Source organism: Serratia sp. CMO1, from assembly GCF_015689115.1.
In the GTDB taxonomy this organism is placed as follows: Bacteria; Pseudomonadota; Gammaproteobacteria; order Enterobacterales; family Enterobacteriaceae; genus Serratia; species Serratia marcescens.
The window spans coordinates 1387229-1411792 of the sequence record NZ_CP065032.1; the positions used below are offsets into that span (position 1 = coordinate 1387229).

At 63.3% G+C, this 24564-nt stretch carries 28 protein-coding genes; 17 read left to right on the forward strand and 11 right to left on the reverse strand.

Annotation, left to right across the window (positions count from 1 at the left end; genetic code table 11):
• Positions 1-4: 4 nt before the first annotated feature.
• The 3 genes from IT763_RS06560 to IT763_RS06570 form a co-directional block, all read right to left on the reverse strand.
• Positions 5-670 (reverse strand): epimerase, encoded by a 666-nt coding sequence (locus tag IT763_RS06560; protein ID WP_206195277.1) that lies wholly within the window; start codon positions 668-670, stop codon positions 5-7.
• Positions 667-1692: an AraC family transcriptional regulator gene (locus IT763_RS06565; RefSeq protein WP_206195278.1), complete on the reverse strand. Its 1026-nt coding sequence runs from the start codon at positions 1690-1692 to the stop codon at positions 667-669. The genes IT763_RS06560 and IT763_RS06565 overlap by 4 nt, the downstream gene beginning before the upstream one ends.
• An 81-nt stretch (positions 1693-1773) precedes the next feature.
• Entirely contained in the window at positions 1774-3210 is a 1437-nt protein-coding gene (locus tag IT763_RS06570; protein ID WP_016928568.1) for a PLP-dependent aminotransferase family protein, read from the reverse strand.
• A 180-nt stretch (positions 3211-3390) separates the two neighbouring features.
• On the opposite strand from IT763_RS06570, the gene IT763_RS06575 reads away from it, so the two are divergent.
• The 3 genes from IT763_RS06575 (at position 3391) to IT763_RS06585 (ending at position 5565) form a co-directional block, all read left to right on the forward strand.
• The gene (locus IT763_RS06575; RefSeq protein WP_004939404.1) at positions 3391-3573 is read left to right on the forward strand and encodes a DUF1127 domain-containing protein; all 183 of its coding nucleotides are present in this window, start codon (positions 3391-3393) and stop codon (positions 3571-3573) included.
• A gap of 9 nt (positions 3574-3582) precedes the next feature.
• Complete coding sequence (locus tag IT763_RS06580; protein WP_193842657.1) at positions 3583-4206, forward strand: glutathione S-transferase family protein; 624 nt, start codon at positions 3583-3585, stop codon at positions 4204-4206.
• A gap of 228 nt (positions 4207-4434) precedes the next feature.
• A complete protein-coding gene (locus tag IT763_RS06585; RefSeq protein WP_015377116.1) occupies positions 4435-5565 on the forward strand; it encodes a Gfo/Idh/MocA family protein in 1131 nt (376 codons plus the stop codon).
• Positions 5566-5667: 102 nt separating this feature from the next.
• On the opposite strand, the gene IT763_RS06590 is transcribed toward IT763_RS06585, so the two are convergent.
• From IT763_RS06590 to IT763_RS06600, 3 genes are read right to left on the reverse strand one after another with little or no spacing between them, the layout of a single operon-like run.
• Positions 5668-7539 (reverse strand): amidohydrolase, encoded by a 1872-nt coding sequence (locus tag IT763_RS06590; protein ID WP_079449515.1) that lies wholly within the window; start codon positions 7537-7539, stop codon positions 5668-5670.
• Between the two features lie 21 nt (positions 7540-7560).
• On the reverse strand, positions 7561-8106 hold the full coding sequence (locus tag IT763_RS06595) for an antibiotic biosynthesis monooxygenase (protein WP_004939393.1): 546 nt from the start codon (positions 8104-8106) through the stop codon (positions 7561-7563).
• 48 nt (positions 8107-8154) lie between these two features.
• Positions 8155-8799: a hydrolase gene (locus tag IT763_RS06600; RefSeq protein WP_004939390.1), complete on the reverse strand. Its 645-nt coding sequence runs from the start codon at positions 8797-8799 to the stop codon at positions 8155-8157.
• 140 nt (positions 8800-8939) lie between these two features.
• Between IT763_RS06600 and IT763_RS06605 the strand changes: the two genes are divergently transcribed.
• The 9 genes from IT763_RS06605 (at position 8940) to IT763_RS06645 (ending at position 16686) form a co-directional block, all read left to right on the forward strand.
• A complete protein-coding gene (locus IT763_RS06605; protein ID WP_049299504.1) occupies positions 8940-9851 on the forward strand; it encodes a LysR substrate-binding domain-containing protein in 912 nt (303 codons plus the stop codon).
• Between the two features lie 43 nt (positions 9852-9894).
• A complete protein-coding gene (locus IT763_RS06610) occupies positions 9895-10263 on the forward strand; it encodes a cell envelope integrity TolA C-terminal domain-containing protein (protein ID WP_016928561.1) in 369 nt (122 codons plus the stop codon).
• 140 nt (positions 10264-10403) lie between these two features.
• Entirely contained in the window at positions 10404-10880 is a 477-nt protein-coding gene (locus IT763_RS06615; RefSeq protein ID WP_016928560.1) for an OsmC family protein, read from the forward strand.
• Positions 10881-10970: 90 nt separating this feature from the next.
• A complete protein-coding gene (locus IT763_RS06620; protein ID WP_206195279.1) occupies positions 10971-12029 on the forward strand; it encodes a fatty acid desaturase in 1059 nt (352 codons plus the stop codon).
• A 13-nt stretch (positions 12030-12042) separates the two neighbouring features.
• A complete protein-coding gene (locus tag IT763_RS06625) occupies positions 12043-12972 on the forward strand; it encodes an ABC transporter substrate-binding protein (RefSeq protein ID WP_016928558.1) in 930 nt (309 codons plus the stop codon).
• A 61-nt stretch (positions 12973-13033) separates the two neighbouring features.
• Positions 13034-14194 carry an ABC transporter permease gene (locus IT763_RS06630; RefSeq protein WP_206195280.1) on the forward strand — a complete coding sequence of 387 codons (1161 nt, stop codon included), beginning with the start codon at positions 13034-13036 and terminating at the stop codon, positions 14192-14194.
• Entirely contained in the window at positions 14191-15126 is a 936-nt protein-coding gene (locus IT763_RS06635) for an ABC transporter ATP-binding protein (RefSeq protein ID WP_016928556.1), read from the forward strand. Before IT763_RS06630 ends, IT763_RS06635 begins: the two co-directional genes overlap by 4 nt.
• Positions 15123-15896 (forward strand): ABC transporter permease, encoded by a 774-nt coding sequence (locus tag IT763_RS06640; RefSeq protein WP_016928555.1) that lies wholly within the window; start codon positions 15123-15125, stop codon positions 15894-15896. The genes IT763_RS06635 and IT763_RS06640 overlap by 4 nt, the downstream gene beginning before the upstream one ends.
• Before the next feature lie 28 nt (positions 15897-15924).
• Positions 15925-16686, forward strand: a complete 762-nt coding sequence (locus IT763_RS06645) for a phosphate/phosphite/phosphonate ABC transporter substrate-binding protein (RefSeq protein WP_206195447.1) — start codon at positions 15925-15927, stop codon at positions 16684-16686.
• A 6-nt stretch (positions 16687-16692) separates the two neighbouring features.
• On the opposite strand, the gene IT763_RS06650 is transcribed toward IT763_RS06645, so the two are convergent.
• Positions 16693-17412 carry an SDR family oxidoreductase gene (locus tag IT763_RS06650; protein WP_016928553.1) on the reverse strand — a complete coding sequence of 240 codons (720 nt, stop codon included), beginning with the start codon at positions 17410-17412 and terminating at the stop codon, positions 16693-16695.
• Between the two features lie 134 nt (positions 17413-17546).
• Here IT763_RS06650 and IT763_RS06655 point away from each other — a divergent pair, with 134 nt between their 5' ends.
• Positions 17547-18458: a LysR family transcriptional regulator gene (locus tag IT763_RS06655; RefSeq protein ID WP_049299508.1), complete on the forward strand. Its 912-nt coding sequence runs from the start codon at positions 17547-17549 to the stop codon at positions 18456-18458.
• Here the strand turns inward: IT763_RS06655 and IT763_RS06660 are convergent.
• The 4 genes from IT763_RS06660 to IT763_RS06675 form a co-directional block, all read right to left on the reverse strand.
• Positions 18446-18622, reverse strand: coding sequence for a hypothetical protein (locus IT763_RS06660; protein WP_016928550.1), 177 nt, complete (start codon positions 18620-18622; stop codon positions 18446-18448). The two genes, IT763_RS06655 and IT763_RS06660, sit on opposite strands and share 13 nt — an antisense overlap.
• Before the next feature lie 103 nt (positions 18623-18725).
• Entirely contained in the window at positions 18726-19649 is a 924-nt protein-coding gene (gene yedA / locus IT763_RS06665; RefSeq protein ID WP_206195281.1) for a drug/metabolite exporter YedA, read from the reverse strand.
• A 108-nt stretch (positions 19650-19757) separates the two neighbouring features.
• On the reverse strand, positions 19758-20252 hold the full coding sequence (locus IT763_RS06670; RefSeq protein WP_015377128.1) for a DUF2878 domain-containing protein: 495 nt from the start codon (positions 20250-20252) through the stop codon (positions 19758-19760).
• Between the two features lie 175 nt (positions 20253-20427).
• Positions 20428-21081 (reverse strand): metalloregulator ArsR/SmtB family transcription factor, encoded by a 654-nt coding sequence (locus tag IT763_RS06675; RefSeq protein ID WP_049299510.1) that lies wholly within the window; start codon positions 21079-21081, stop codon positions 20428-20430.
• 103 nt (positions 21082-21184) lie between these two features.
• On the opposite strand from IT763_RS06675, the gene IT763_RS06680 reads away from it, so the two are divergent.
• From IT763_RS06680 to IT763_RS06695, 4 genes are all read left to right on the forward strand, one after another.
• The gene (locus IT763_RS06680; protein ID WP_079449509.1) at positions 21185-22639 is read left to right on the forward strand and encodes an MFS transporter; all 1455 of its coding nucleotides are present in this window, start codon (positions 21185-21187) and stop codon (positions 22637-22639) included.
• A gap of 133 nt (positions 22640-22772) precedes the next feature.
• On the forward strand, positions 22773-23342 hold the full coding sequence (locus tag IT763_RS06685) for a helix-turn-helix domain-containing protein (RefSeq protein ID WP_151254858.1): 570 nt from the start codon (positions 22773-22775) through the stop codon (positions 23340-23342).
• A 2-nt stretch (positions 23343-23344) separates the two neighbouring features.
• The gene (locus IT763_RS06690) at positions 23345-23863 is read left to right on the forward strand and encodes a GNAT family N-acetyltransferase (protein ID WP_016928545.1); all 519 of its coding nucleotides are present in this window, start codon (positions 23345-23347) and stop codon (positions 23861-23863) included.
• A 32-nt stretch (positions 23864-23895) separates the two neighbouring features.
• Entirely contained in the window at positions 23896-24312 is a 417-nt protein-coding gene (locus IT763_RS06695) for a GNAT family N-acetyltransferase (protein ID WP_228009653.1), read from the forward strand.
• Positions 24313-24564 lie beyond the last annotated feature (252 nt).

Genomic DNA, 24564 nt, shown 5'->3' on the forward strand with positions numbered 1-24564 from the left:
TATTTCACCGCGTCGCCAGCCGGTTGATCTGCGCCGGTTCGATGATGCGCAGCGCGCTTTCCCGTCGCGCCACCGCGAGCATCGCCCGCCCGATTCGTTCGGTGCTGCTTACCCGGACGGGAAACAGCCGCAATGCGCCGCGCCACAGCGGCTTGAACAGCCGATAGGCCAGATCGTAGAGGCGGGTTTTGGAGCGAATGCCGTGCAGCGGCACAATGGCGCCGGGACGGAACATCACCGCGTGGAACGGCAGCGCCAGCAGCGCGTTTTCGGTGGCGCCCTTGACCCTGGCCCACATGCTGCGGCCGCGTTCGCTGCTGTCGGTGCCGAGGCCGGAGACGTAGACGAAGACCATCGACGGATTCAGCGTCGCCAGCGGGCGGGCGGCGGCCAGCGTCAGATCGTAAGTCACCGCGCGATATTCAGCTTCACTCAGGCCGGAGGACGAAATCCCCAGGCAGAAGAAACAGGCGTCGTAGCCGGCGAGCTGCGGCGCCAGCGCCGACAGATCACGCAGATCGGGCAGGGAGAGCTGGCGCAGTTTGGCGTGGCTTTGCGCCAGCGGGCGACGGCCGATGCTGAGCACTTCGCTGACTCGCGGATCGCGCAGGCATTCTCGCAGCGCGCCCTGACCCACCATGCCGCTGGCGCCGAAAATAATCACTTTCATGCTCTGTTCTCCCACTGGCCGGCGGCGCGCTGCGTGCGCCAGCGGCTGGGCGTCAGCGCTTCCCACTGAATAAAGGCGCGGCTGAACGAATTCAGCTCTTCGAATCCCAGCACAAAGGCGATTTCGCCCGGTTCAAGGTCGGTTTCCGCCAACAATCGGCAGGCGGTGCGGTGCCGGGTTTTGTCCAACAATTGCTGGTAGCTGTAGCCGTGCTGTTGCAAGCGGCGCTGCAGCGTGCGCGGGCTGAGATAGAGTTCAGCGGCCACGCTGTTGACGCTGGGGCGCTGGCCGCGCATGCTGCGGCCGAGGATCGCCATCACCTGCATCGGTAAGTTTTGCTCGGCGCGCACCTCGGCCAACTCGGCCTCCAGCTCCGGCAGCAGCTGCGCCAACATGTCCTGATCATAAGTGATGAGCGGCTGCCGCATCAGCGCGCGATCGAACACCAGCACGTCCTGCGGCGCATCGAATCGCACCGGGCAGCCGAAGTGGCGCAACAGCGGCGAGTGGGGATCGTGACGGCGTGTCACCTCAAGCGCCTTGGGCTGCAGCGGCAAGCCGGTGCCACGGCGGCACCGGGCGGTGATAGAAGCGAACATTGTATCGATCAATAATTCCGGCGTATGGTCTTCGATCATCGTCCAGCGCGTATGCAGCCGTATACTGTCGCCGTCTTCCTCCAGCATCAGTTCTTCCGGGCACACCAACCGTTTGTAGCGCGCGACTTTGCGCAGCGCTTCGCCCATCGTGGCGGAGTGCAGTGCGGCGACTGACGCGATATCGTAATGCTCCGGCGCGACGTCGCCGCCCAGCCGCAGACCAAAGGCGGGATCGTCGCTCAGTTGGGCGAGGGCGCGCCAGACGGCGAAGAACTGGTGGGAGGTCAGCCGCACTTTTATGCGCCGCTCGCTGAGCAGCCCGGCGGGCAAGCCGGCCAACTGACCGACCCGTTCGAGATCGACACCTAGCGCCGCGAGGCGCACCGCCAGCGCGCTGGAAACCGGAATTTGATCGCTGCTCATGGTTGTTGCCTGCCAGTGGTAAGAGAAGGCATTACTCTAAAACAGCCTGTCCGTGCGCCGATAATCCGATCGCGTCAAGATTTAATCTGATTGCGCCAAACTGTCGGCCGGCATCAGCGCCTGGATGGTGGCGCCGACCCGCTGTACCGCCTGTTCGATCTCCGTCGTCAGCGTCGGCGCATAGTTGATGCGCAGGCAGTTGCGATACTTGCCGGCGGCGGAAAAAATGCTGCCGACGGCGATTTGTACGCCTTGCTGTTCAAGATGGCGGTTCAGCCGCAGGGTGTCGAACGCTTCGTCCAGTTCGATCCACAGCATAAAACCGCCGCGCGGCCGGCTGACGCGGGTGCCGGCCGGGAAGTATTTCAGGATCAGATCGGTCATGCGGTCGCGGTTCTGCTGGTAGCGGGCGCGCATGCGCCGCAGGTGCTGCAGATAGTGCCCCCCGCGGATGAATTCGGCGATCGCCAGCTGCGGCTGGGTGGCGGTGGCGCCGGAGCCGATGAACTTCATGTGCAGCACCCGCTCCAGGTAGCGGCCGGGCGCGATCCAGCCCACGCGCAGCCCCGGCGCCAGCGTTTTGGAAAACGAACTGCACAGCAGCACGCGGCCGTCGTCGTCGAATGACTTGATGGTGCGCGGCCGCGGGTAGTGATAGGCGATGTCGCCGTAGACATCGTCTTCGATGATCGCCGCGTCGTGGCGCTGCGCCAGCGTCAGCAGCCGCTGTTTGTGGGCGTCGGGCATGATGTAGCCCAGCGGATTATTGCAGTTGGGCGTCAGCAGGATGGCCTTGACCGGCCACTGTTCCAGCGCCATCTCCAGCGCCGCCAGGCTGACGCCGGTGAGCGGATCGGTGGGGATTTCCAGCGCCTTGATGCCCAGACCCTTCAGCGTTTGCATGGTGCCGTGGAAGCAGGGCGAATCGACCGCCACGATGTCGCCGGGTTGGCAAACGGCGCGCAGCCCGGCGGAGATTGCTTCCTGACAGCCGGTGGTGATCAGCAACTGATCGGGGCCGATTTGGCAGCCGGAGTCCAGCAGCAGACGGGCGACCTGTTCGCGCAGCGCGGCCACGCCCTGAATGCTGTCGTAATACAGGCTGCGCAGGTCGCCGTGGCGGGCGGCGTTGCGCAGGGCGACGATCAGCGGTTTCATCGTCGGTTCGGCGATATCCGGCATGCCGCGCCCCAGCTGGATCAGGCCTTCGCGCGGCCGGCTGCGCACCAGTTCCAGCACCTGCTCCCATTGCGAAATGTCCACCGGCCGCTGCACCGGCGCCGTCATGGCGGGCAGCTCGGCCTGCGCGCGCCGCGTATGCACGAAGTACCCCGACTTCGGCCGCGCTTCCACCAGGCGCTGTTCCTCGAGCAGCCGGTAGGCTTGCTGCACCGTGCTGATGCTGACGCCGTGCTCCTGGCTCAATGCGCGCACCGAAGGCAGGCGATGGCCGGACGGATACAACCCTTGCTGAATGCGTTGGCTGAGAATGGCGGCCAGCGTGGCGTAGCGTGTCATACAGAGGCCTCTCATCGGGGGTAAGGATTAAAAAACCGGTACAGATACTTTCAAAATAAACCATTCAGCGGGTTTTTTGGCGCAGCTGTATGAAAAAAATAGCGCCAGCGTGAATCTGTATTGTTTTTTGCCTGGCGCGCATCATCACTACCAGGCGAAAACATCAGGGGGGATAATAAGATGGCTCTGTTTGATGGCATGACGATGTGGCGACGGGTAGGCTGGTCACGCTGGCGTTGGTATTTGTTGCGTCGCAGAACGCGCAGAGAGTTACTGCTGCTGAACGACAGGCAGCTGGCGGATATCGGCCTGACGCGGGCGGAGGCCTGGAGGGAAGGGTATAAACCGTTCTGGAGAGAATAAGGAAAGTCAATGCTGAAATTATTGGGTAAAGCCTCATCGATCAACGTGCGCAAGGTGTTATGGACCTGTCAGGAGTTGGGGCTGACGCTGGAACGGGAGGACTGGGGCAGCGGTTTTCGCTCTACGCAGGAGCCGGCGTTTCTGGCGTTGAATCCCAACGGCCTGGTGCCGGTGCTGATCGACGGCGAGCGGGTGCTGTGGGAGTCGAACACCATTTGCCGCTATCTGGCGGGGCGGGAAGGGCGCCGCGATCTGCTGCCGCAGGAACCCGGCGCGCGCGCGGCGGTGGAGATGTGGATGGACTGGCAGGCCACCGATCTGAACGGCGCCTGGCGCTACGTGTTCATGTCGCGGGTGCGTGGGCATGCGGATTATCAGGATGCCGCCAGCCTGGCCGCCGCCGAGCGCGAATGGAACCGGCTGATGGGCCTGTTGGACGCACATTTGGCGCAGCACGGCCCTTATGCCGCCGGCGCCGCCTTCACGCTGGCGGACGTGGTGCTGGGGCTGTCGCTGAACCGTTGGCTGATGACGCCGTTCGAGCGGCCGCATTATGCGGCGCTGGCGGCCTATCAGCAGCGCCTGCTGCAACGCCCTGGCTACGTGCAGCACGGTGCTAACGGTTTACCGTGATATGAAATAAACGGTTCATTTCATCTTGTCCGGATACGCCCCGCCGTGTCCGGGCTTTCCTCATTACATCATCCCGTCAACGTTTCATGAACGGCATCACGAATATGAACTTTATTTTCCTGTGTGCTTGTTATTGAAATTTATATTCCATATAAACCCGTTATCAACCGGCGCGTTTCATTGAGCGACGCCTGGTTCTACGCAGAGTTTTGGTCACGGGAGAAAATGATGAAACAGGTACGCGTTGGGTTAATCGGCACCGGTTATATCGGGCGTTGTCACGCTATCGCCTATGCGCAGGCCGCCACGGTCTTTCCTCTGAAAGGGGACCTGGTGCTGGAGATGCTGGCGGAAGTGACGCCCGAGCTGGCGGCGCAGCGCGCCGCCGAATTCGGCTTTGCGCGCTCGACCGGCGACTGGCGGCAGCTGGTGGCCGATCCGGCGATCGATGTGGTGGACATCTGTGCCCCCAACTTTTTGCACAAAGAGATGGCGCTGGCGGCGATCCGCCACGGCAAGCACGTGTATTCGGAAAAGCCGCTGGCGCTGGACGCCGCCGACGCGGCGGAGATGGTGCAGGCCGCGCGCGCTAAGGGGGTGAAAACGCTGGTCGGTTTTAACTACATGAAAAACCCCACCAGCCAACTGGCGCGCGAAATTATCGCCAACGGCGAAATCGGCGAGGTGGTGCATTTTTACGGTACCCACAATGAGGATTATCTGGCCGATCCGCGCACGCCGATCGACTGGCACTGTCGCCGCGCCAGCGCCGGGCTGGGCGCGCTCGGGGATCTGGCGGCGCACATCGTCAATATGGCGCACTACCTGGTGGGCGATATCGTGGCGGTTTCCGGCGATATGCAGACCGTGATCAAACAGCGCCCGGATCCGCAGGACCCGACGCGCCTGCACCCGGTGGAAAACGAAGATCAGGCCAGTGCGTTGCTGCGTTTCGCCGGCGGCGCGATGGGCACTATCGAAACGTCGCGCATTGCCTGCGGGCGCAAGATGGGGTTGACCTATGTGGTCACCGGCACCAAAGGCACGCTGAGCTATACCCAGGAGCGGATGGCGGAGCTGAAGCTGTATCGGCACGATGAACCGGCGGAGCGGCAGGGGTTCAAGACGCTGCTGGTGGGGCCGAAGCACCCGGACTATGCGGCGTTTTGCATCAGCGCCGGGCACGGCATCGGTTTTAACGATCAGAAGACGGTGGAGATCCGCGATCTGGTCAACGGCATCGCCGCGGGCGATCGCATGTGGCCGGACTTTGAAGAGGGCTGGAAGGTGTCGTGCGTGCTGGACGCGATAGCCGCCTCCGCCGAACAGCGGCGCTGGCTGGAGATCAACCGCGATTGAAAATGAAATGGCGCTCTCCCGTGGACAGCGCCATTAATTTATTATGTTGCCAACTTAATAGCTTATTAAGTTAACTTTATAATAAGTTATTGGCTTGATAACTTAGAACGAGAAACACGAACAGCCGAACGCGCCCCAGAAGGCATTCTCGTCCGACACCGGGATGCTGGAGCGGCGTGCGATGTCATGCTGGTGTGCGTGCACGCCGCACGGGCCGCAGCATTGATGCGCCTGGCTCACTACCCCGACGCGGGCCGCCGCCGACGGCGGTGCGGAGCGGTAATGGCCCGGCACCTGGGTGACCGGCGACCACTCCGGCAGCACCGGCAGCGGCGGCGGCGCCAGCGGTGAGAAGCTGCCGGCGGCGTAGACCACTTTGCCGTCCACCACCGTCATCACCGACTCGATGCCTTTGATCTGCTCTTCCGGCACGCTGAAGTAGTCCTGCGACAGCACCGCCAAATCCGCCAGTTGGCCGACCTTGATCTGGCCTTTCTTGCCCTGCTCGGTGGAGAACCAGGCGCTGCCTTGCGTCCACAGCATCAGCGCCGTTTCGCGATCCAGCCGCGCGCTGTCGTCGTACATCGCCATGCCGCCGACGGTGCGGCCGGAGACCAGCCAGTACAGCGCCGTCCACGGGTTGTAGCTGGCGACGCGGGTGGCGTCGGTGCCCAGCCCGACCGGCAGCTCGGCCGCCAGCATTTTCGCCACCGGCGGCGTATGTTTGGTGGCTTCGATGCCGTAACGGTCGGCGAAATACTCCCCCTGGAACGCCATGCGGTGCTGGACTGCAATGCCGCCGCCCAGCGCCTTGACGCGCTCGATATTGCGCTCGGTAATGGTTTCGGCGTGGTCGAACAGCCAGTGCAGCCCGTTGAACGGAATATCGCGGTTCACCTTCTCGAACACGTCCAGCATGCGGCTGATGGATTCGTCATAGGTGGCGTGCAGGCGGAACGGCCAGCGGTGCTCGACCAGATGGCGCACCACCCGCTCCAGCTCGTCTTCGGTGCCCGGCGGCAGATCCGGGCGCGGCTGCAGGAAGTCTTCGAAGTCGGCGGCGGAAAACACCAGCATCTCGCCGGCGCCGTTGTGGCGATAGAAGTCGGTGCCCTGGCCCGGTTTGAGCATGTCGGTCCACAGCTCGAAGTCTTCCAGTTCCTGCTTCGGCCGCTGGGTGAACAGGTTATAGGCGATGCGGATGGTCAGCTGCTTTTTCTCGTGCAGCTCGGCGATCACCTGATAATCCTCCGGGTAGTTCTGGAAGCCGCCGCCGGCGTCGATGGCGCTGGTGAGACCGAGGCGGTTCAGCTCACGCATAAACTGGCGGGTGGAATTGACCTGCTGCTCCAGCGGCAGCTTCGGCCCTTTCGCCAGCGTGGCGTACAGGATCATGGCGTTGGGTTTGGCGATCAGCATGCCGGTCGGGTTGCCGTTGGCGTCGCGCTGGATCTCGCCGCCCGGCGGGTTCGGCGTGTCTTTGGTGTAGCCGACTACCTTCAGCGCTGCCCGGTTGAGCAGCGCGCGATCGTAGAGATGCAGAATAAACACCGGCGTGTCCGGCGCTGCCTGGTTGATTTCGTCCAGCGTCGGCATGCGGCGTTCGGCAAACTGGAACTCGGTCCAGCCGCCGACCACCCGCACCCATTGCGGGCTCGGGGTGCGCAGCGCCTGTTCTTTCAACATGCGCAGCGCGTCGGCCAGCGAGGGCACGCCTTCCCAGCGCAGCTCCAGGTTATAGTTCAGGCCGCCGCGGATCAGGTGCAGGTGTGAGTCGTTCAGGCCCGGAATGGCGGTGTGGCCGTGCAGATCGATCACCTGGGTCTCCGGCCCGGCGTGCTGCATGACTTCGCTTTCGCTGCCGACCGCCAGAAACTTGCCGTCGCGGATGGCGACCGCCTGTGCGGTAGGATTTTGGCGATCGACGGTGTGAAACTTGCCGTTGGTGATGATCAATGAAGCGTGGTGGTTCATAACATTCTCCCGGCGAACCGCCTAGCGGCGGGTCAGCCATTGATGAAAAACGCGAGTCACGATAGGCATCCACAGGTACACCACCAGGGCGACCACGGTGGCGTCATTGAGAAAATGGCCGAGCAGCGAGCCGTCCAGCTGCGGCAGCACCCGTCCCCAAAACCAGGGCACCAGATTGGTGGATGGAAAGATCACCAGCAGGGTGATGATGAATTGCTTCCACTGGGGCGGCTGGCGCACGCTGGGGTTGGGCGGGGTAAACCAGAACTCTGCGCCGGGGCGGATCTCGATATGGTCGTTCTCCAGCAACAGCGGAGTGACTTCTTCGATGTATTGCTTGCGCTGCGGCGAGTTGAGCCAGCGGTAGAGATTGTCGAGATTATCGAAGCGGACCAGCACCGTATAGGCCTGTTCGTCGCCGGAAGGGCGAATCACGTTGACGCCTAAATGGCCGGTGAAGCCCGCGGCGTCGGGCATGATGCGGTTCAGCCAGGCCTCATAGGCCTGTTCGTTCCCCGGCGCCAAACGGTGGGTGATCACCAGCGTGACATGCTGCGGATGGGCCATAAAACCGACTCCTGAAAATACCCCGGCGCGAGGCCGGGGCAAGGGGAATTATTTCACCGTGCGGGCCGGTGCGTGGTGCACCATGGTGTAAGCGTAGTCGACGCCCATGCCGTACGCGCCGCTGTGTTCGCGCACCAGCGCCATCACCGCGTCGTAGGTGTCTTTGCGCGCCCAGTCGCGTTGGTACTCCAGCAGCACCTGCTGCCAGGTCACCGGTACGGCGCCGGCTTGCACCATGCGGTCGATCGAACGTTCGTGCGCATCGACGGAGGTGCCGCCGGAGGTGTCGGTCACCACATACACTTCATAGCCGGCTTCCAGCGCCATCAGCGCCGGGAAGGTCAGGCAGACTTCGGTCCACAGCGCGGAGATCACCAGCTTTTTGCGGCCGGTGGCTTCCACGGCTTTGACGAAGGCCGCGTCTTCCCAGGAGTTCATCGAGGTGCGTTCAATCGGGGTGATTTCAGGGTGCACCGCCAGCAGTTCCGGCCAGATATAGCCGCTGAAGCTTTCGGTTTCGACCGAGGTGAAAAGGGTAGGGACGTTGAAAATCTTGCCTGCCTTCGCCAAACCAACAACGTTGTTTTTCAGTTGCTGACGATCAATATTAGCCACGCCGAAGGCCATTTGCGGTTGATGGTCGATAAAAATCAGTGCGGAATTGTCTTTATCAAGCAGTTGAAACTTGGACATAATTTACCTTCCCAGTGATATTTCGGTTGAACATCTGATGAGTGTAACGCCGATAAAACCCATGGTAGGCAGAGGGCGATTTCAAAGATACCGCAGAATTTTTGCCGACTTGTTGAGTTTTTTTATACACGGGAGAAAGCATGAGATTAAACCTGGAAGCGCTGCTGATTTTGGACGCGCTGGACCGGCACGGATCTTTCGCCGCCGCGGCCGCCGCACTGTTTAAAACCCCTTCGGCACTGAGCTATATGGTGCAAAAGCTCGAGAACGATCTCGACATCACCCTGCTGGATCGCTCCGGCCATCGGGCGAAGTTCACCGATACCGGCAAGCTGATGCTGGAAAAAGGGCGGGTGCTGCTGCGCGCGGCGCAGGATCTGGAACAGCAGGCGCGCTATGTGGAGAACGGCTGGGAAAGCGAGATTACGCTTGGGATCGACGCCTCCTTCCCGTTTGCCCGCCTGTTGCCGCTGATCAACGAGTTTTATCGGCAGCATCACCATACCCGGCTGCGTTTCAGCCACGAGGTGCTGGCCGGTTCCTGGGAGTCGCTGGTTTACGGTTGCGCCGACATTATCATCGGCGCCATCTGCGAGCCGCCGTCACGGGTAGGCTATGCGTTCAGCAGGCTGGGGCAGCTGGATTACGTGTTCGCCGTCGCGCCGCAGCATCCGCTGGCGGCATTGCCGGAACCGTTGCCGAAGGACGAAATCCGTCAGCACCGGGCGGTGGTGGTGCGCGACACTTCGCGTGTCAACGCGCCGCAGAGCCTGAATCTGCTGGAAGAGCAGGATACGCTGACGGTCTTCGGTTTCGACGCCAAACTGCAGGCGCAGCTGGCCGGGCTGGGCTGCGGCTATCTGCCGCGCGCCTTGGCGGAACCTTACCTGAACAGCGGCGAACTGGTGGCGAAACGCGTCGAATCGGAACGGTGCAGCGATATCGCCTACTTCGGCTGGCGGGAAAGCGCCAGCGGCCTGGCGGCCAAGTGGTGGCGCGAGCGGCTGCAGCGTTACGCGGATGACGGTGAGGCTTACCCAGCGGCGCAGTGAGGGCCGCTCGATAAGGATAAATCCCCCAATAAGGACATAGGGAATGAAAAAGACACTAAGCCTGTTGGCGTTGTTGCTGCTGAGCGGCTGCGGCGCCGGGGCCGGCCATCAGACCGGCACCCCGTTGCCGCAGACCCCGGCACTGGCCGCAACGCAGCTCAGTTACCCGGAGCGGGTGCATAACGCGGTGAGCCGCGAGCTGCGCTCGCCGGAGCACGCGCGCGGCCAACGCTGCACCATCAGCATACGGCTGCGGCCGGACGGCAAGCTGGCGAGCAGCAAGATCGTGAGGGGCGATGCGCCCCTGTGCGCGGCGGCCAGCGCGGCGGTGCAGCACGCGCAGTTTCCGCCGATGGCCAACGCCACCGAGTACGCGCTGTTCAACGCCGTGGTGCTCGATTTCGTTCCCTAAAGGGATGTGACCGACGGGCCGCTTGCGCGGCCCGTTTTTTCTCGTCTCGCCGTTTGCGTATTCACGCTTTTCCGCCAATAGTGTTTTCCGGGCATGCATTAAGATGATTTTTCATTGGCCGGCCAACGGGAGAAAAAGGCATGAAAGGCGAGCATCATTATCAGGTGGCGGTCACCTGGCAAGGGAACCTGGGGGCAGGCACGGAAGATTACCGCGCCTATGGGCGCGATCACCTGATCGGCGCCGCGGGCAAGGCAGACATCGCCGGCTCAGCCGATCCGGCCTTCCGCGGTGACGCGACGCGCTGGAATCCGGAAGATTTGCTGGTGGCATCGCTCAGCGCCTGTCACAAATTATGGTATCTGCATCTGTGCGCCACCTCGGGGATTTCGGTGCTGGCCTATCAGGACGATGCCGTGGGGGTGATGCGCGAAGACGCCGCGCGCGGCGGCTTTTTTACCTCGGTGACGCTGCGGCCGCAGGTCACAGTGCGCGATGGCGACGATCTGCAGCTGGCGCAACAGCTTCACGAGAAGGCGCATCACCTGTGCTTTATCGCCAACTCGGTGAATTTCCCGGTGGCGTGTGAGCCGCATGCCGCGTACGCAACCCGCTGAATTTTCACTTAGCTTTGCCATTTTCGTTATTTTGAACGTCGTTACGGCTCACGGATACTGGGGGGAAACTCCCCAACCGCGAGCCGCAGCATGTCCCACGCCCACTATTTGCACCCCGAACAACGCGACCGCATCCGACGGCTTTATCAGCGTTGGCACTGGCGGCTGGAACTGCCCACCTGGGGGATTATGGCGGCAGTGTACGGCGGCTGGTTCGGCGTGGCGCATTATTGGCAGGCGCTGGGTCCGTGGCTTGGCGCACCGCTGCTGATCCTGCTGACCACCGGGTATATGTCGCTGCAACACGAGCTGATCCACGGCCATCCGACGCGCTGGCCGCGCGTCAATCAGCTGTTCGGCCTGTTGCCGCTGGCGGTGTGGTATCCCTACGGGCTGTATCGGGATTCGCATCTGCGCCATCACCGCAACGACCACCTGACCGATCCGCATGAAGATCCCGAAAGTTACTACTTCAGCGCCGCGCAGTGGCGGCGTTATCCCCGCCTGCTGCCGCTGTTGGCCGCGGTGCGCAATACGCTGATCGGCCGGGTGCTCCTCGGCCCGGCGCTGGACATCGTCACCACGCTGTTCGGCGCAGTGAAGACGCTTGCAGCGGGCGATCTGCGCGCCTGGGCGATGTGGCTGGCGCACCTGTCGCTGTTGGCGGTGCAGCTGTACTGGCTGCAGATGCAGGGCATCGGCGCGGCGTTTTACCTGTTGGCCATCAGCTACCCGGCGCTGGCGCTGACCAAGGTAAGATCGTTTTTTGAGCATCGCGCCGTGGACGCACCGCAGGCACGTTCTATTATTAATGAGGCGGGCTGGCCGTGGCGGCTGCTGTTTCTCAATCTGAACTACCATTTAGTGCATCACGATTTGCCCGGCCTGCCCTGGTATGGCCTGCGCGAAGTCTACCTGGCGGAACGCGAGGCGTATCAGCGCCGCAGCCAGGGATTCGTCGCGCAGGGTTATGGCGAGTGGCTGCGCGATTACGCGCTGACGCCGATCGACGTCGGCGTGCATCCGCTGAGCGCCGGCGAACGGCGGGAGGAACGCGGTGCCCGGCCGAAGAAAAAATTTATTGCGCGCTGGAAGCGCGTTTCTCAGGATTTTCCAACCGAACTGGCCCATGAGCCGGAAAACATATAACCAGAGGAAAAGTATGGCAATCACCTTATCACGCGGACGTTCCTTTGCCGTCGCGCTGGCTCTGCTGGCCGCCAGCGGTCTGGCGCAGGCGGCCGACTCGGTGCGCGTCGGCTCCAAGATCGATACCGAAGGTTCGCTGCTCGGCAACATCATCGTGCAGGTACTGGAAGCCAACGGCATTAAAACCACCAACAAGCTGCAGCTCGGCACCACCAAGGTGCTGCGCGGCGCCATCACCTCCGGCGAGATCGACATCTACCCGGAATACACCGGCAACGGCGCATTTTTCTTCTCCGATGAGAAAGATCCGGCGTGGAAGAACGCCCAGGCCGGCTTCGAGAAGGTGAAGCAGCTCGACTACGACAAAAACAAAATCGTCTGGTTGGACGCCGCGCCGGCCAACAACACCTGGACCATCGCCATTCGTCAGGACGTGGCGGACGCCAACCATCTCAAAACGCTGGCGGATCTCGGCAAGTGGATCAACGGCGGCGGCAAGTTCAAACTGGCGGCCTCGGCGGAATTTATCGAACGGCCGGATGCGCTGCCGGCGTTCCAGAACGCCTACGGCTTCAAACTGAATCAGGATCAGCTGCTGTCCCTGGCCGGCGGCGACACGGCGGTGACCATCAAGGCGGCGGCGGAGCAGACCTCCGGCGTCAATGCGGCGATGGCCTACGGCACCGATGGCCCGGTGGCGGCGCTGGGGCTGCAGACGCTGGCGGACCCGAAAGGCGTACAACCCATCTACGCGCCGGCGCCGATCGTGCGCGAAGCGGCGCTGAAGGCGCACGCCAATCTGCCTGAGCTGCTGAAGCCGGTATTCGCCTCGCTGGACGGGCCGACGCTGCAAAAACTCAACGCGCAGATCGCTGTGGAAGGCCAGGACGCCAAACAGGTGGCGGCCGCTTACCTGAAAGAGAAAGGGTTTGTTAAGGGATAATGCCGAGGTACCCCCTTTGCCGTCGGGAGAGGGGGTAAACCGAGGGAGCCGGAGCGTTTCTTTGACTATCGCCGTAAAACATCGCGTCTTGTTGACGCTGTTCATGCTGTTGCTGCTGGCCACCTTCGGCCTGCCGTTCCTCAGTTATGCCCCCAATCGTCTGCTGTCGGGTAAAAGCCTGTCCTTATTCTCCCTGTTGCACGGCCCGGCGCTGTGGCTGCTGTTGCCGCTGGCGGCGTTGGCGATCCTCAGCCTGTTGCCGCCGACGCGGGGACGGGCGCTGCTGACGGCGCTGGCCGCCTGCGGGGTGCTGACGCTGGCGTTCTGGATCAGCGGGCAGGCCGCCGGGCGTCTGGCGCAGGAGGGATCGCGCCTGGCGCGCACCTCCTGGGGCAGCGGCTGCTGGCTGACCATGGCGCTGAGCCTGCTGATCGCCGCCGACGCCATGACGCGCCTCACCGCGTCGCATCTGCGGCGGATGCTGGGCAACGCGCTGGTGCTGGTGCCGCCGGCGCTGCTGCTGTTCGGCCATCAGCTCGATCAGCTGTCGCTGCTGAAGGAGTACCATAATCGGCAGGAGGTGTTTGACGCCGCGTTGTTCCAGCATCTGACCATTCTGCTGGCGACGATGGCCCCGGCGCTGGCGATCGGCGTGCCGCTCGGGGTGCTGTGCTTTCGTTCCGAACGCTGGCAGCGGCCGATTTTCTCCGCGCTGAACATTATCCAGACTGTGCCGTCCATCGCGCTGTTCGGCCTGCTGATCGCGCCGTTGGCGGGGCTGGCGACGGCGGTGCCCTGGCTGGCGGAGCACGGCGTCAGCGGTATCGGCATGGCGCCGGCGATCGTGGCGCTGGTGCTGTACGCGCTGTTGCCGCTGGTGCGCAGCGTGGTGGCGGGGCTGCAAAGCGTGCCGGCCGGCGTGATTGAGTCCGCCACCGGCATGGGGTTGACGCGCGGGCAGATCTTCCTGCGCGTGCAGCTGCCGTTGGCGCTGCCGCTATTCCTGACCGGCGTGCGCATTCTGGCGGTGCAGACCGTCGGCATGGCGGTGGTGGCGGCGCTGATCGGCGCCGGCGGTTTTGGCGCCATCGTTTTTCAGGGGTTGCTCAGCAGCGCGTTGGATCTGGTTCTGCTGGGGGTGATCCCGGTGGTCATGATGGCGGTCATCGTCGATTCGCTGTTTAAATTTTGGGTTTCAATCCTGGACGTATCGCGCCGATGATTCACTTTGAGCAAGTCAGTAAAATTTTTCAGGGCAAGCCGGCGGTCGACGATCTCACGCTGCACATCGCCGAGGGTGAATTCACCGTGTTGATCGGCACCTCGGGTTCCGGCAAGTCCACGACGTTAAAAATGATCAATCGCCTGATCGAACACGATCGGGGCAAGATCCTCTTTGCCGGCGAAGAGATCCAGTCGTTCAAACCGCAGGATCTGCGGCGGCGCATGGGCTATGCGATCCAATCGATCGGTCTGTTCCCGCACTGGACGGTGGAGGAGAACATCGCCACCGTGCCGCAGCTGCTGAAATGGCCGCGCGCGCGCATTCGCGATCGGGTTACCGAACTGTTGGAGCTGCTGCATCTGGAGCCGGATCTGTTTCGCCGCCGCTATCCGCACCAGCTGTCCGGCGGGCAGCAGCAGCGGGTGGGGGTGGCGCGCGCGCTGGCTGCCGATCCCGAGGTGTTGCTGATGGACGAACCGTTCGGCGCGCTGGATCCGGTCACCCGAGCGGCGCTGCAGGCGGAGATCGCGCGCATCCATCAGCTCTCCGGCCGCACCATTGTGCTGGTGACGCACGACATCGACGAGGCGTTGGGCTTGGCGGATCGCCTGGTGTTGCTCGATCAGGGGCGGGTGGTGCAACAGGGCACGCCGCTGACGCTGTTGACTGCACCGGCCAACGACTTCGTGCGCGATTTCTTCGGGCGCAGCGATCGCGGCATCAAGCTGCTGTCGCTGGGTACGGTGGCGGAGCGGGTGCGGCCCGGCGTCGCCGGGGGCGAGCCGATCGCTGCCGCCATGAGTCTGCGCGAGGCGCTGTCGGTGTTTGTGGCGCGCGGCAGCGACTGCCTGCCGGTGGTTGATGAACGGGGCGAAGCGTTGGGGGTGTTGCATTTCAACGATCTGATCGCCGGGCAGGCGCTGTCATGAGCGGGCGCATCGGGCGCCTGCTGCGCGATCCGTTGCCCTGGACGCTGGCGCTGCTGTTGGCGCTGGTGTTCGGCATGGATCATCTGCGCGGCTTGTTCGCCGCCTGGTTCCCCGATCTGGAGCGGCCCATTTATCAGCAGGACAGCTTTATCGCGCTGGTGGGGGCGCACCTGTCGCTGGTGGCGATCTCCAGCCTGATCGCGGTGGCGATCGGCGTGGCGGCGGGCGTGGCTGTGACCCGACGCAGCGGCCGGGAATTTCGTTCGCTGGTGGAAACGGTGGTGGCGGTGGGGCAGACCTTCCCGCCGGTGGCGGTGTTGGCGGTGGCGGTGCCGGTGATGGGCTTCAGCGAACAGCCGGCGATCATCGCGCTGGTGCTGTACGGCCTGCTGCCGATCCTGCAGGGCACGCTGGCGGGCATCGAATCGGTGCCGCCCGCCACGCGCGAGATCGCCCGCGGCGTGGGGATGAGCGCCTGGCAAATACTGTGGCGGGTTGAACTGCCGCTGGCGGCGCCGGTGATTGTCGCCGGGATCCGCACCTCGGTGATCATCAACATCGGCACGGCGGCCATCGCTTCCACCGTCGGCACCAAGACGCTCGGCTCGCCGATCATCATCGGCCTGAGCGGGTTTAACACCGCCTATGTGATCCAGGGCGCGGCGGTCGTGGCGCTGTTGGCTATTATCACCGATATGCTGTTCGAACGTTGGGTGCGTTATCTCACCGCCTGGCGTCAGCAGACGCTGGCGGCCACTTCGGCGGGGTAAGGGGGAAATGATGCAGGTGTCTCTACCGATGTACGGCGTTGGCCGGGAGCAGGCCGAATCCTTCTGGCAGGTGTTGCGCGACAAGCTGCTGCGGCTGGGGTTGCCGGCGGCGCCGGAACGGCTCAGCTGGCCGGACGATCTGGCGCAGCACTGGCGGCGCGAGGATCTTCTGCTCAGCCAAACCTGCGGTTATCCGTTGGTCAGCACCTTGCCGCAGGTGCAGCTAATCGGCACCTACCACTACCGGGTGGAAGGGTGCGACGGGCCGAATTACCGCAGCTGGCTGGTGGTGCGCGCGGACGATCCCGGCGAGCGGCTGGCGGATTTTCGCGGCCGAACGGCGGCGTATAACAGCACAGATTCCCAGTCCGGCTACAACGGCCTGCGCGCGCTGATCGCGCCGCTGGCGCTGGACGGGAAATTCTTCGGGGCGGCTATCGCCGCCGGCGCGCATTATCAGTCGCTGAAGCTGATCCGCAGCGGGCAGGCGGATATCGCCGCCATCGATTCGATCAGCATGGAACTGCTGCGCCGCGCGCAACCGCAGGCGCTGGAGGGGCTGAAAATCATCGGCCGCACGGCGGCGGTGCCGGGCCTGCCGTTGATCACCGCAGCCGGCACGCCGCCGGAACAGGTGGAAATCCTGCGCGCCGGCGCTCGCGCGATGCTGGATGAGGCGGTCAGCGACCGCCTGCTGATCGGCGATTTCAGCCTGGTGCCGCGTTCGGCCTACCAGATTATCACCGTGCTGGAACAGCAGGCCGCCGCGCAGGGCGTGACGGCGCTCTAGCCGCCGTTACAGCAGGCCGCCGCCGTCGATGTCGATCACGCTGCCGGTGACGAAGCCGTTCTCCATCGCCAGCAGATACCCCGCCGCGACGTCAGCCGCCTGGCCGACCCTGCCGACCGGCAGGCTGACGCTTACGCGCTCGAACAGCGCCTGACGCTGTGCGGCGCTCATGCCGTCGTAGGCTTCGGTGGCGGTGATGCCGGGGCTGACCACGTTCACCCGCCGCGGCGCCAGCTCCTTCGCCAGCTGTTTGCCGACCGCTTCCAGCGCGGCGTTGATGGCGGTTTTGACCAACTGACCGTTGAGGTATTTACGCGACAGCTGGCCGGAGGTCAGGGTGATCGAGCCCTGCGGCGCCAGCGTCGGCAGCGCCGCCTGCACCGCGCGCAAACTGCCCCAGAATTTGACGTTGAAGTCGGCCTGCGCCTGTTCAAGGGCAGTCTCCGCCAGCGGCTTCGCGTCCACCAACGGCCCGGCGGTGATCACCAAATGATCGAAAGCGCCGACGGCGGCGAACAGCGCATGCAGCGACGCGTCATCGGTCAGATCGGCCTGCATCAGGCGCAGCGCGTCGTTCTTCTCCCCGGCGTGAGGGAGACGACGCGAAGCCAGCACCACTTCAGCGCCGCGCGCCGCCGCCGCGTAGGCCACCGCGGCGCCAATGCCGCTGGTGCCGCCCAGGATCACCAGCTTTTGTTGTTTCAGGGGGGAGTCGGGAATCGTCATGTTAAGGCCTCTTTTTAGGTAAGTTTCAACGGGATCTATCTTTCCTGATTGAAAATGAGGAAAAAAGCCCGCCTAATAGCAAACACTTGTAAATTAATATTAATAATTGATTGGGCTAAAAAGAGAGGGAGCAGATGACCTCATTTGTCGATCTCGAGGTGTTTGTCCGCACGGTGGACGGCGGCAGTTTTTCCGCCGCGGCGCGCGCGCTGGACATGACGCCGGCGGCGGCCAGCATCGCGGTGAAAAGGCTGGAGCAGCAGCTGGGCGCGCGGCTGTTGGTGCGTTCCACCCGCAGCCTGAGGTTAACGGAGGAGGGGGCTCGCTATCTCGACAGCGCGCGCCTGGCGCTGGGCGCGTTAGCCGAAGGAGAGCAGGCGATCCGCGAGAAGCATCAGGGGCTGTCCGGGGTGCTGCAGATTTCCGCGCCGTCGGATTTTGGCCGTAATTTGCTGCTCGGCTGGCTGGATGAGTTCCGCTTGCAGCATCCGCATATTCAGCTGCAGCTTCTGATCAACGATCGGCAGGCCGACCTGTTCCGCGAACCGGTGGACGTGGCGTTGCGCTTCGGGCCGCTGGCCGACTCTTCGCTGGTGGCGCTGCCGATCTTGCCGCAGCATCGGCGGTTGATCTGCGCCAGCCCGGATTATCTGCGGCGGCACGGCGCGCCGCAAACGCCGGCCGATCTGCTTCGGCACAGCATTCTGGTGTATCAGCCCAGCGGCAAACGGCAGGTGGAATGGCGACTGTGGCGCGGTGAGGAGCTGGTCGAGCTGCCGCTGAACGGCAGCTATTTTACCGATGACGGCGAGGTAGCGCGGCGCTGGGCGCTGGCCGGGCACGGCGTGGTGCGCAAGTCGGCGATCGACGTGGCGGCGGATATTCGCGCCGGGCGGTTGGTGCAGCTGTTGCCGGAATGGCGCAGCGACGCGGTGCCGATCAATCTGGTCTGCCCGCATCGTTCGCAGGTGTCGGAGCGCGTCAGGCAGCTGCAGCGTTTTTTACAGCAGCGCTGCCAGCGCTGGATGGACGATCACTTGGCCTGAAGGGTTTCGGTTTGCGCCGGCGTAGCGGCGGCATCCCCGGCAGGCGCGCTTTCTTCGTGCGGGGTGGTGGAACGGGTGTAGATGTTCAGCCCGGCGAGGAATACGCCGCCCAGAGAACCGAAGGCGCACAAGGCGATGACGATGACGAACGCTTTTTTCAGCATAGGAATAATTTCGCAGGTTGCTTGGAACAGCGGGAATTATAGCCCCTTCGCCGGGTGAAACAAGAATCGTTTTTAACGGCGGCCCGCAGACCGCCCTTTGTGATCATCGCCGTTCGCAGTCGATGGCCTGCACGTTGGCCGGACGGGCGAACAGGTATTTTCCCAGCGTCACCAGCACCACCGCCGCCACGATGATCACCAGCGCCAGCCACTCGCGCGGCGCCAGCGATTCGCCGGCAAAACCGATGCCGAGCAGCACCGCCACCACCGGGTTGACGTAGGCGTAGCTGGTGGCGACCGCCGGGCGCACGTTCTTCAACAAGAACATATAGGCGCTGATCGCCAGCATCGAACCAAAGACGATCAGATAGCCCAGCGCCAGAAAGCCGCCGGTGCTCGGCATCTGAGTGAGGCGCTCGCCGCTCAGCTGGCTGGCTGCCAATAACACCACGCCGGCGACCAGCATCTCCGCCGCGCCGGCCATCGGCCCGGCCGGCAGCGAGATGCGCGATCCCAAGACCGACCCAAAGGCCCAACTGGCCGACGCCAACAAAATCAGCAGCGCGCCGGTCGGGTTGCCTACCAGGTTGTTGCCGGTGTTGAGCAGCACGATGCCCACCAATCCGAGCACGATGCCGGCCCATTCCAGTTTGGTGTTGCGCATGCCCCACAGCAGGCTGAAGCAGAGGGTGAACAGCGGCACCGTCGCCACCATCACCGCGGCGATGCCGGACGGCACATGTTGGTGTTCCGCCACCGTCACCAGGCCGTTGCCCACCGCCAGCAGCAGAATGCCGATGGCGCCGGCGGCCAGCCACTGCTTCAGCGTCGGCAGCGCGTGGCCGCGCCAGGCCAGGAAACTGAACAGCACGATACCGGCGATCAGAAAACGAATGCCGGCCATCATCAGCGGCGGCCACTGCGCGACGCCGAGGCGAATGACGAAATAGGTGGAACCCCAAACGATATATAACGTGAACAACGCCCCGATCAACGGCAGGACGCTACGGCTTTGTTGGCTAAGCATAGGATTGTATTTTGCGGGAGTGATTATTATTAGAACGCTCAGTAAACCCGATCGGGCAACCGATAAGCAATGGCCTTCGGCATTATTTTTCCGGCGGCTGAAAGCCGTTCAATGGCCTTGCTGTTTCCACTGCAGCCAGCTGACGGCCGGCAGGTAAATCGACCAGCCGACGGCCAGCAGCAGCAGCATGAACTCGGGCGGCACGCCGGGCAACAAGGCGTCCAGCTTCCAGGACACGGCGTAGGCGAAGGGGCCGACGGCGGCGCCCAACACCGCCAGCGGCCAGGGGGCCGCTCTGACGACGTCCAGCAACCAATACCACCAGCAGCCGAAGCCGATCCACAGCGCGATGGTCCAGAGCGGCAGGCCGTGTTGCCCGCTGTAGTGCAGCACGCCGCTGTAGCTCCACAGCCCATCCATGCCGATACCGCCCAGGGCGGCCAGGGCCGCGCCTTTGCGGCGGGCGGCAGGGGTAAAGATCAGCGCCAGCGCCGCGCCGGCCAGCAGTATGCCGTTGAGCCGATCGCGAGTCAGCAGCGCCAGCAGCCAGCAAACGCCCAGTCCCAGCGTCGCCAGCCAGAATCCGGCATGCGGCTTCTTCATCGTTCAACTCCCGTGGGGTTACTCTGCCGCTGCGCTAAGCGCCGACGGATTTGCCAGAGCGGGCGCGAGGCCCGCTGTTTGCCTGAATGTTCGTTAGTTCAACCTTAGAAGGGAAGGTGCGGGGTGCACAAGCAGAATAATCTGTACCGGTTGAAAACGTGGGCAAAAACCGGTGTTACAGGCGTGAAATCCGGTAGGCGCAGCGGCGCGAGCCGGCCAAAATGTGTTCGGCGCGCTCCACCTGCGCCTGCAGCACTTCGGTGAAGATGCTTAATTCCGCCCGGCAGAAACCCTGGCAGACGGTGGCGGCGGCGCAGATCGGGCAGTGGTTTTCCACCAGCAGATAGGAACCGTCCTCCTCCTGGCGCCATTCGGCCATATACCCTTCGCGGCAGCGGATCTCGGTCAGGCGCGCCACGCGTTCGCGCAGTTCGGTGGCGCCGATCATCGCCTGCTTGTAGTTGATGCGGTTTTCCTGCTCGCGGCTCTCGATCAGCACGTCGATCGCCTGTTCGCCCAGCTTGTCGCGCACGGTGCGCAGCAGCTGCACCGTCAGATCCGCATGGGTATCGGGAAAGCGCGCGTTGCCGGCCGAGGTCAAATGCCACAGCTGCACCGGGCGGCCCACGCCGCGCGTTTCCGCCACCGCTTCGACCAACCCCTCTTTCGCCAGCTTGACGAACTGCTGGCGGGCCGCCTCACCGGTGGTGCCGAGCACCTTTCCTGCGTCAGAAGCTAGCTGCGGGCCGCGGGTTTTCAATAACGTCAGCAAGCGGTCACTGACCGATTGTGCGGTGCTGCCGCTATTTTCCAAGTTTATTCTTGACATATTTCTCCGCCTCGCCCTAACTTATTCCAAGATAACTCTTGTTAAATTTAACGCAATCTTATGACCAACTCAATGCCATTCCTCTGAAAACAGGACGACAACCGTGATAACCCATGACGATAGCCGCTGGAGTGACCTTTTCTCCGGCAAAAATGCGGCCAGTGCGATCGCGCTCTCGCTTGGCGTGGCGCTGCATGCCATAAATATTCTGGTCGCCACCACCATTCTGCCCTCGGTGGTGCAGGATATCGGCGGGCTGGATCTCTATGCCTGGAACACCACGCTGTTCGTGGTGGCGTCGATCCTCGGCTCCGCGCTGTCGGCCCGGTTGCTCAGCGGCTATGGCGCACGCAGCGCCTATCTGGTGGCTTCGCTGTTCTTTATCGCCGGGGCGGCGCTGTGCGCGCTGGCGCCGAGCATGCCGGTGATGCTGATCGGCCGCACGGTGCAGGGCTTCGGCGGCGGGCTGATCTTTGCGCTCTCCTACGCGATGATCAACCTGGTGTTCGAGCAGCGATTGTGGCCGCGCGCCATGGCGCTTATCTCGGCGATGTGGGGCATCGCCACCCTGGTGGGGCCGGCGGTGGGCGGCATTTTCGCCGAGCTGCACGCCTGGCGTTGGGCCTTCGGCATTCTGCTGCCGATCATGGCGCTGTACGCTGCGTTTACCTTCCTGATCCTGCCCAAGGGCAAGGCGCAGCAGGCGGCCGCGCCGTTGCCGACTGCGCAACTGCTGTTGCTGACCGTGGCGGTGCTGGTGGTGTCCGCCGGCAGCCTGGCGCACAGCGCCTGGATCAACCTGGCGGGCATCGCGCTTTCGCTGGTGCTGATGGCCTGGCTGATGAAGCGTGAAGCGCACGCGCGCGCCCGCCTGTTGCCGCATGGCGCATTGCGGCGCGGCTCATCGCTGGCGGCGTTGTACATCACGACCGCGTTGCTGGTGATCGGCATGACCAGCGAAATCTTCGTGCCCTATTTCCTGCAGCTGCTGCACGGCCAGTCGCCGCTGATCTCCGGCTATATCGCCGCCGCCATGGCCGCCGGCTGGACGCTGTCCGAGATCCTCAGCTCCGGCTGGCGTGGGGCGGGCATTCGCCGGGCGATCGTCAGCGGGCCGCTGTTTGTGCTGGTAGGCCTGCTGGCGCTGGCGATCCTGATGCCGACGCCGTCCGGCGGCCACTGGCAGGCGCTGGCGCCGATCGTCATTGCGCTATTGCTGGTGGGATTCGGCATCGGCTTCGGTTGGCCGCACCTGCTGACGCGCATTTTGCAGGTGGCGCCTGAAGCGGACAAAGATATCGCCGGCGCTTCAATTACCACGGTGCAGCTGTTCGCCACCGCATTCGGCGCGGCGCTGGCCGGGATGATCGCCAATCTGGCGGGGCTGAACGATCCGGGCGGCGCGACGGGCGCGGCATCGGCGGCGCGTTGGCTGTTCCTGGCGTTCGCGCTGGCGCCGCTGCTGGCGGTATTCAGCGCCTGGCGCTGCGCGGCGATCGCGCCGCCGGGGGCCGAAACGGGCAATTTTGTACAAACCCCGCCCTCGCGCGAGAGCTAGAACGCTTCTCCTCACCTGGTGATGTTCGCGGTGATCCAGGCGTTATTCCTGCGCGACATTTTAAAATCCGCTTGCTATATCTCTAATTTGAGATTATTTCTCTTATATGGGATTTTTAAGCGGAGTATGAACGATGGATAACGGTTTGGAGACGGCCGACCTGAGGTTGGCGCAGCGGCTGGCGGATTTGCGCCAGCAACGGGCGTGGTCGCTGGAGGAGTTGGCGCAGCGCACCGGCCTTAGCCGGGCGACGCTCTCGCGGGTGGAGCGCGCCGAGACCAGCCCGACGGCATCGTTGCTGAACCGGCTGTGCGCCGCCTACGGGTTAACCATGTCGCGCCTGTTGAGCGAAATCGAAGACGAGCCGCCGGAGCTGCTGCGGCCGCCGCAACAGCCGGTGTGGGTCGATCGCGCCAGCGGTTTTCACCGTCGCTCTGTTTCCCCGCCTGCCGCGCTGTATAAGGCCGAGTTTATCGAAGCCCGGCTTGATGCCGGCGCGCAGATCGATTACGACCTGCCGTCGATTCCGGCGCTGGAACATCACCTTTGGTTGCTGTCCGGGCAGTTGGAATTGACCCTGGAAGGGCGCGTTTTCCGGCTGTCGGCCGGCGACTGCCTGCGTTACCGCCTGTTCGGCGCCTCCCGTTTCCATGTCCCCGGCGAGGAGCCGGCCCATTACACCCTCGTTATCTGCAGGCCATAGCCATGATTGAATTGCAACAGTGGGACGCCGGCGCGGCGCAAAGCGCCATTGTCGACTTGGCCGAGATGCTGCACGCCAGCGTGGCGCACGGCGCCAGCATCGGTTTTGTCATGCCCTTTACGCTGACGCAGGCGCAGGCGTTTTGGCAGGGGTTGCTGCCGGCCATCGCGCGGGGAGAGCGTGCGATGCTGGTGGCGCTCGCGAACGGCCGGCCGGTCGGCACCGTGCAGCTGTTACTGGCGATGCCGGACAACGGCCGCCACCGCGCGGAAGTGGTCAAGCTGATGGTGCACCCGCAGGCGCGGCGGCAGGGCGTCGCCCGGCTGTTGATGCAGGAAGTGCAGGCGCTGGCGGCGCGTCATCGCCGCAGCCTGTTGGTGCTGGATACCCTGAGCGGCAGCGCGGCGCAGGGGCTGTACCGTCAATTGGGGTTCGAGGCGGCGGGCGACATCCCGCAATACGCCCGCGCCAGCGACGGCGGGGCGTTGGAGGCCACCTGCTATATGTACAAACTGCTGTGACTCTTCGGATACTATTAAGTGAAGTCGATAGCTTGGACGCACTGACACTGATGGCGGAGTTGTCGGTGCAGCTGGCTGAGATCACAGGCGATAGCGGTACGTCCTCGTTTGATCCTGCTTCTATAGAAGCGGATGGAGGTTGTTTTATGTTGGTACGCAATGCTGCCGATGTGGCCGTAGCTTGTGGGGCGCTGCGTCGATTAACTTCTGGTGTTGCAGAGTTAAAACGAATGTATGTACGTGAGCCTGGCAATGGTATTGGTCGTAAATTATTGCAGGCTCTGGAACAACAGGCTCGATGGTTGGGGTATCGTCAACTGTGGCTGGAAACCCGAAGCGTGAACTTGCGTGCCATCAAGTTTTATCTGGCTCAGGGGTATCGGATACGCGAAAACTATGGCCGTTATCGAGGTAACCCACAGGCGGTCTGTTTCGAGAAAGTTCTGTAATGATGTTGCAAGTTTCTATAGCCATTTGACATTGAAGATCCGTGCCTTGCCTGCTTAGGTTACGTTCAGATTACATCAAAGAGCGGATGCTGCTGCGCTGTTCGGGCGATTAAAATCGAGAGAATTAACGGATTGGCTACTCTGACATTGCTGAAAGTATGTGAAAGTGCTCGTTTCACCGAGAAGCGTTATTGGATTAACTCACAGGGCGGTGCCGATACCGATTTCTCACATTTCTGGTGCCCGCAACCC

Bases quoted from the DNA above. Each gene is read 5' to 3' on its own strand.
- IT763_RS06560 (WP_206195277.1), bottom strand. From the start codon at position 670: ATGAAAGTGATTATTTTCGGCGCCAGCGGCATGGTGGGTCAGGGCGCG.
- IT763_RS06565 (WP_206195278.1), bottom strand. From the start codon at position 1,692: ATGAGCAGCGATCAAATTCCGGTTTCCAGCGCGCTGGCGGTGCGCCTC.
- IT763_RS06570 (WP_016928568.1), bottom strand. From the start codon at position 3,210: ATGACACGCTACGCCACGCTGGCCGCCATTCTCAGCCAACGCATTCAG.
- IT763_RS06575 (WP_004939404.1), top strand. From the start codon at position 3,391: ATGGCTCTGTTTGATGGCATGACGATGTGGCGACGGGTAGGCTGGTCA.
- IT763_RS06580 (WP_193842657.1), top strand. From the start codon at position 3,583: ATGCTGAAATTATTGGGTAAAGCCTCATCGATCAACGTGCGCAAGGTG.
- IT763_RS06585 (WP_015377116.1), top strand. From the start codon at position 4,435: ATGAAACAGGTACGCGTTGGGTTAATCGGCACCGGTTATATCGGGCGT.
- IT763_RS06590 (WP_079449515.1), bottom strand. From the start codon at position 7,539: ATGAACCACCACGCTTCATTGATCATCACCAACGGCAAGTTTCACACC.
- IT763_RS06595 (WP_004939393.1), bottom strand. From the start codon at position 8,106: ATGGCCCATCCGCAGCATGTCACGCTGGTGATCACCCACCGTTTGGCG.
- IT763_RS06600 (WP_004939390.1), bottom strand. From the start codon at position 8,799: ATGTCCAAGTTTCAACTGCTTGATAAAGACAATTCCGCACTGATTTTT.
- IT763_RS06605 (WP_049299504.1), top strand. From the start codon at position 8,940: ATGAGATTAAACCTGGAAGCGCTGCTGATTTTGGACGCGCTGGACCGG.
- IT763_RS06610 (WP_016928561.1), top strand. From the start codon at position 9,895: ATGAAAAAGACACTAAGCCTGTTGGCGTTGTTGCTGCTGAGCGGCTGC.
- IT763_RS06615 (WP_016928560.1), top strand. From the start codon at position 10,404: ATGAAAGGCGAGCATCATTATCAGGTGGCGGTCACCTGGCAAGGGAAC.
- IT763_RS06620 (WP_206195279.1), top strand. From the start codon at position 10,971: ATGTCCCACGCCCACTATTTGCACCCCGAACAACGCGACCGCATCCGA.
- IT763_RS06625 (WP_016928558.1), top strand. From the start codon at position 12,043: ATGGCAATCACCTTATCACGCGGACGTTCCTTTGCCGTCGCGCTGGCT.
- IT763_RS06635 (WP_016928556.1), top strand. From the start codon at position 14,191: ATGATTCACTTTGAGCAAGTCAGTAAAATTTTTCAGGGCAAGCCGGCG.
- IT763_RS06640 (WP_016928555.1), top strand. From the start codon at position 15,123: ATGAGCGGGCGCATCGGGCGCCTGCTGCGCGATCCGTTGCCCTGGACG.
- IT763_RS06645 (WP_206195447.1), top strand. From the start codon at position 15,925: ATGTACGGCGTTGGCCGGGAGCAGGCCGAATCCTTCTGGCAGGTGTTG.
- IT763_RS06650 (WP_016928553.1), bottom strand. From the start codon at position 17,412: ATGACGATTCCCGACTCCCCCCTGAAACAACAAAAGCTGGTGATCCTG.
- IT763_RS06655 (WP_049299508.1), top strand. From the start codon at position 17,547: ATGACCTCATTTGTCGATCTCGAGGTGTTTGTCCGCACGGTGGACGGC.
- IT763_RS06660 (WP_016928550.1), bottom strand. From the start codon at position 18,622: ATGCTGAAAAAAGCGTTCGTCATCGTCATCGCCTTGTGCGCCTTCGGT.
- yedA (WP_206195281.1), bottom strand. From the start codon at position 19,649: ATGCTTAGCCAACAAAGCCGTAGCGTCCTGCCGTTGATCGGGGCGTTG.
- IT763_RS06670 (WP_015377128.1), bottom strand. From the start codon at position 20,252: ATGAAGAAGCCGCATGCCGGATTCTGGCTGGCGACGCTGGGACTGGGC.
- IT763_RS06675 (WP_049299510.1), bottom strand. From the start codon at position 21,081: ATGTCAAGAATAAACTTGGAAAATAGCGGCAGCACCGCACAATCGGTC.
- IT763_RS06685 (WP_151254858.1), top strand. From the start codon at position 22,773: ATGGATAACGGTTTGGAGACGGCCGACCTGAGGTTGGCGCAGCGGCTG.
- IT763_RS06690 (WP_016928545.1), top strand. From the start codon at position 23,345: ATGATTGAATTGCAACAGTGGGACGCCGGCGCGGCGCAAAGCGCCATT.